Source organism: Microbacterium umsixpiens (assembly GCF_053543675.1).
In genome coordinates this window covers 7,813-12,311 of record NZ_JBLVOH010000006.1, presented here as the reverse complement: position 1 = coordinate 12,311, position 4,499 = coordinate 7,813, and the positions used below count along the sequence as shown (strand labels likewise).

Annotated in this window: 4 protein-coding genes; 2 read left to right on the top strand and 2 right to left on the bottom strand. The window is 67.9% G+C overall.

The features are described 5' to 3' along the window. The coding region (locus ACNPM4_RS00755; protein ID WP_448984366.1) for an EamA family transporter at nt 1-191 on the top strand (191 nt) is incomplete at its 5' end. A 6-nt stretch (nt 192-197) separates the two neighbouring features. On the opposite strand, the gene ACNPM4_RS00750 is transcribed toward ACNPM4_RS00755, so the two are convergent. Both ACNPM4_RS00750 and ACNPM4_RS00745 read right to left on the bottom strand, forming a co-directional pair. Further along, nucleotides 198-1,622, bottom strand: a complete 1,425-nt coding sequence (locus ACNPM4_RS00750; RefSeq protein ID WP_029263239.1) for a mechanosensitive ion channel domain-containing protein — start codon at nt 1,620-1,622, stop codon at nt 198-200. A 2-nt stretch (nt 1,623-1,624) separates the two neighbouring features. Then, nucleotides 1,625-3,784 carry an adenylate/guanylate cyclase domain-containing protein gene (locus tag ACNPM4_RS00745; RefSeq protein WP_448984365.1) on the bottom strand — a complete coding sequence of 720 codons (2,160 nt, stop codon included), beginning with the start codon at nt 3,782-3,784 and terminating at the stop codon, nt 1,625-1,627. Nucleotides 3,785-3,890: 106 nt separating this feature from the next. Here ACNPM4_RS00745 and ACNPM4_RS00740 point away from each other — a divergent pair. Continuing rightward, a partial coding sequence (locus ACNPM4_RS00740; protein ID WP_448984364.1) for a Pr6Pr family membrane protein occupies nt 3,891-4,499 on the top strand: 609 nt, incomplete at its 3' end.

The window sequence follows — 4,499 nt, the reverse complement described above, 5'->3', positions numbered from 1 at the left end:
CCTGGGCGTACGTGCTGCAGCGCAGCACCGCGGGGCAGACCTCGGCGACCACCTATGTGGTCCCGGCCATCGCGATCCTGATGTCGTGGGCCATCCTCGGCGAGGTGCCCACGCCGCTCATGTTCCTCGGCGGCGCGCTGTGCCTGCTCGGCGTGCTGATCACCCGACTGCGGTGGCGTCGACGCGCCTGACGCCGCTCAGCGCCCGGTGATGACTCCCCGCGCGATCCCGAGCTCCGCGAGCCGCGAGGCCGCCAGAGTCCGCTTGAGTTCGAGCGACTCACCGATCTCGGCGGCCAGACGCGGACGTGTGCGGATCAGCGCATCGATCGTGGTGAGCGGCAGCACGACCACGGTGAGGATCTCCCCGGCCACCGTCACCGCCTGCGTGCGCTCGCGGGTGAGGGCGGTCTGCCCGATGAGATCGCCCTTCTCCGCAGCGGCGAAATCCACCCGGCCGTCGTCGACCTCGAGGGCGAGCACCGCACGGCCCGACAGCACCACGCGCACCTCGTCCGGCACGACGCCGCTGGGCAGCACGATCTCGCCGACGCCGTAGCGCTCCAGCCGGGAGTCCGAGAGGATCGCCTCGATGTCGTCGTCGCGCAGGTGCAGGGTCGGCGCGATCTCCTGCATCGCCTCCACCAGGCGCTGCGGCTCGGCGAGCGGATCGGTCGAGTCACCGTCGAGCGCGAAACTGCGGCGTCGCGCGGCGTACCAGAGCCAGGAGAGGTACATCGACAGCGCGCGAGACGCATCGGCGGGCCCCGCGACGGGGATCGACACGGAGTACGCGCCGGCTCCCGAGTACACGACCGTCGCCCGCTGCCGCTGCAGCCGCATCGGCAGCGAGTCCGCCACCTCGACGAGCAGCGCCATCACCTCGTGCGGCGGGTCGTCGGTCGAGAAGGTCACCGCGGTCTCGGCCGAGTACGGCCCCTCCGGCTCGCTGAGGTTGGTGAACGACGCCCCCGACAGGGACGAGTTCGGCACGATCTGGATGCCGGAGCCCGTGTCGATGTGCACCGCACGCCAGTTCACTTCGACGACCCGGCCCCGCACCCCCGCGGCATCCAGCCAGTCGCCGATCTTGAACGGCTGCTCGAACAGCAGCAGCAGACCCGAAATGACACCGCCCACTGCGTTCTGCAGAGCGAGACCGATCACGATCGATCCGACACCGAGGGCGGTGAACAGCCCGCCGACGTCGGCATCCCACACCCATGAGAACAGCAGCGCGAGTCCGACGCCGACCAGGACGAGTCGGCCGATCTCCACGAAGATCGACGGGATGCGCTCGCGCCACGAGCCCGGCTTCGCGTTGGCGAACAGCGCCACGTTGAACGCCGACAGCACGAGCAGGATCACGAGGAACCCGAACACCGTCGCCACCACGCGCGTCCACACCTGATCCGCCGGTGACTGGATCGCGAAGATCAGCAGCGCGAACAATGCGCCGACCGGGATGACCCAGTTGCGCAGCATCCGCAGCGGCTTCGCGACCGGGTTCCCCCGGCGGGTCAGCGCACCGATCAGCTCGGTGAGGACGACCAGGACCACGGGCACTCCGACGGCGAGTGCGAGCACCCACCAGCCCCAGCCGCCCGTGAACACGTCGCCCATGATCAGACCACCTTCCACACGGTCTCGGTCCTGCCCTGCGTCTCCACCGTCCCCGCTTCGACGTAGGTGACCAGCTCCTGGGTACGGTCGCGCACGGTCTGGCTCACGTAGATGCCGGGCTCGCCGCTGACCGAGCGCACCCGGTAGGCGAGGTTCACGGCGTCACCCCACAGGTCGTAGGCGAGGCTGGTCCGCGCGACGAGGCCGCTCGTGACCGTCCCGGTGTCGACGCCGGCGCGCAGGGATATCTGCGTGCCGTTCTGCGCATTGAAGCGCTCGAGCACCCCGACCAGATTGCGGGCGAAGTCGACCGTGCGGCGGATGTTGTCGACTCGGGGCACGATCAGCCCCGACGAGGCGAGGTAACCGCCGCGCAGGGTGCGCACCTTCTCGACGCCCGCCTTCTCGGCGGCCTCGTCGAACCCGCGCATGAGCGTGTTCAGGAGGCCGATCTCCTCCTCCGCGCTCATGTCGCGCGCGAGGTCGTCGAACCCGACCAGCTCGGCGAACACGACCGACACATTCTCGTGCGCCTCGGTGATCGCCTCCTCGCCCTGCTTGTACTTGGTCGCGACGCTCGCCGGCATGAGCGTGTGCAGCAGCTTCTCGTTCTCCTTCTGCTGTTCTTCGATCAGCTCCTGTTTGATGCGCAAGCTCGAAGCCATGTCGTTGAAGGCGCTGCCGAGGTCGCCGAACTCGTCACGAGAGCCCTGCGGCACCTGCACGTCGAGGTCGCCCTCCGCGACACGGTGCACGGCACCGACGAGCCGGTGGATCGGCCGCGTGAACACCTGCGCGAGCAGCAGCGACAGCAGCGAGACGCCGAGCATGATGCCGAGCAGCGACAGCAGCACGTTGCGGGTGAAGACGTTCACCGGCTCGAAGGCCTCGGCGGTGTCGATCCGCGCGATCACGACCCAGTCGAGACCTTCGATCTCGAGCGGGGCGTAGGCGGTGACGCTCTCGCCGCCGACGAAGTCGCGGCCGACGATGGTGCCGCTGCGGCCCGCCTGCGCCTCCTGCACGGCCTTCGTGTCGACGGGCTGCAGCAGGACGGTGCCCTTGATGGCGCCGATGCGGTCGACGATGGTCGGCGCCATCCCTCCGGCGATCAGACGCTTCACATAGTCCTCGGGGTCTTCCACGAGGCGGCGAGCGGTGCTGCGCATGAGGTCGTCGCGTCCGACGAGATACACCTCGCCGGTGTCACCGAGGCCCTGCGCCTTCCAGTCCTCTTTACCGGTCATCACGTCGTTGATCGTGTCGATCGAGATCTGGAACGCCATCGCCCCGGTGATGCCGTTGTCGTTTCCGACCGGGGAGACGACCCACATGGCGGGGACGTTGAGGGAGGGGATCCACCGATCGAAGTCGGTGAGGACGACCGTGTTGACGGAGTTGGTGGCGATCGCCTCGGAGTACGCCTTCGACAGGAGCGAATCACGATAGGGACCGGTCAGCAGGTTCGTGCCGAGCTCGACCCCCTTGTAGGCGGAGTAGGTGACGTCGCCGTCGACGTTGAGCAGCAGGGCGTCTTCGTATCCGGCCTCCTGCACCAGGCGCGTGAAGTAGTCGCCGTACCGTCCGGTCGCGGCCGAGTAGCTGGTGCCGTCGCCGCTGTCGTTGAGTGCGAGCTGGGCGTCGTAGTCGGCGTCGAAGTCCTGGTTGCCCGTGACGTACTGCGACTGCACGTACTTCCCGGCATCGGATTCCGGGATGAAGGCCGTGTCGCCGTACTCCTCACCCGAACGCCCCTCGAGCTCGGGGATGAAGGCGTCCTGGTAGTAGGCCTCGAGCTCCGCTTGCGCGCTCTCGTCGAGCTCCGCGTCGGCGAGATCGGCGAAGCCCGCGTTCACTGCCGTCGACATGTTCTGCGCGCTGAGGTTTCGGGAGTTCAGTGAGGCATCGCGACGAACGCTCTCGATCGCGGTCGTGATCTCGGCCGCCCGCATCGAGCGGATGGTGATGAGCTGGTCCACCGCCGAGTCGTGTAGGGATTGACGCCCGTTGATGAAGCCGATGGCGCCCACGATCACGGACGACACGAGGCTCACCGCCAGCAGCATGATGAGGAGTTTCGACTGGATGCTGAGTCCGGCTCGCCGGAACCGCCCCTTCTTCACCACACCCGCATCGACCGTGCCGTTACCGCTGTCGCTCATATGCCCCTCCGCCATGCGCGCACCTGCGTGATCGGTCCGACGATATCGATATATCGGTCCCGCGGTCCATGGTTTTCTGCCGCTACAGTTGCCGACGGAGGCGAACATGACGACGACCTGGTGGCCCTACCTGCGCATCGCCGCAGCCGTTCTCGCGGTCGCCGCGATCGTGGCGCAGCTCATCCGCTCCCTGGAGATCGCGGGGGCGGCGACGACCGAGTGGGGCGCGCACCTGCCCACCGTCATCGCGAACTTCTTCAGCTTCTTCACCATCGAGTCGAACGTCCTGGCCGCGGTCGCGCTCGCGTGCGGCGGGATCTGGGGGTTGGCGCGCCGCAGCACGACGACGGCCGAACCTCGCTGGTTGGCGATCCTGCTGATGTGTGCGAGCACCTACATGATCGTCACCGGCGTCGTGTACAACCTGTTGCTGCGCGGCATCGAGCTGCCGCAGGGCTCGACCGTCGGCTGGTCCAACGAGGTGCTCCACGTCGTCATCCCGATCATCATGCTGGCCGACGTCCTCTTCGCACCGCGTCGCCGAGCTCTCGGATGGGGAGCCGTCGGCATCGCCGCGATCTTCCCGATCGTCTGGGTGATCTACACCCTGATCCGCGCGAACCTGGTGATCGCTCCGGCGACGGGGAAGCCGTACTGGTACCCGTATCCGTTCCTCGACCCGACGCAGACCGGCGGCTACGTCGGCGTCTCTCTC

Excerpts from the sequence above, each read along its gene's own strand:
- ACNPM4_RS00745 (WP_448984365.1), bottom strand. The coding sequence starts at position 3,784 with ATGAGCGACAGCGGTAACGGCACGGTCGATGCGGGTGTGGTGAAGAAG.
- ACNPM4_RS00750 (WP_029263239.1), bottom strand. The coding sequence starts at position 1,622 with ATGGGCGACGTGTTCACGGGCGGCTGGGGCTGGTGGGTGCTCGCACTC.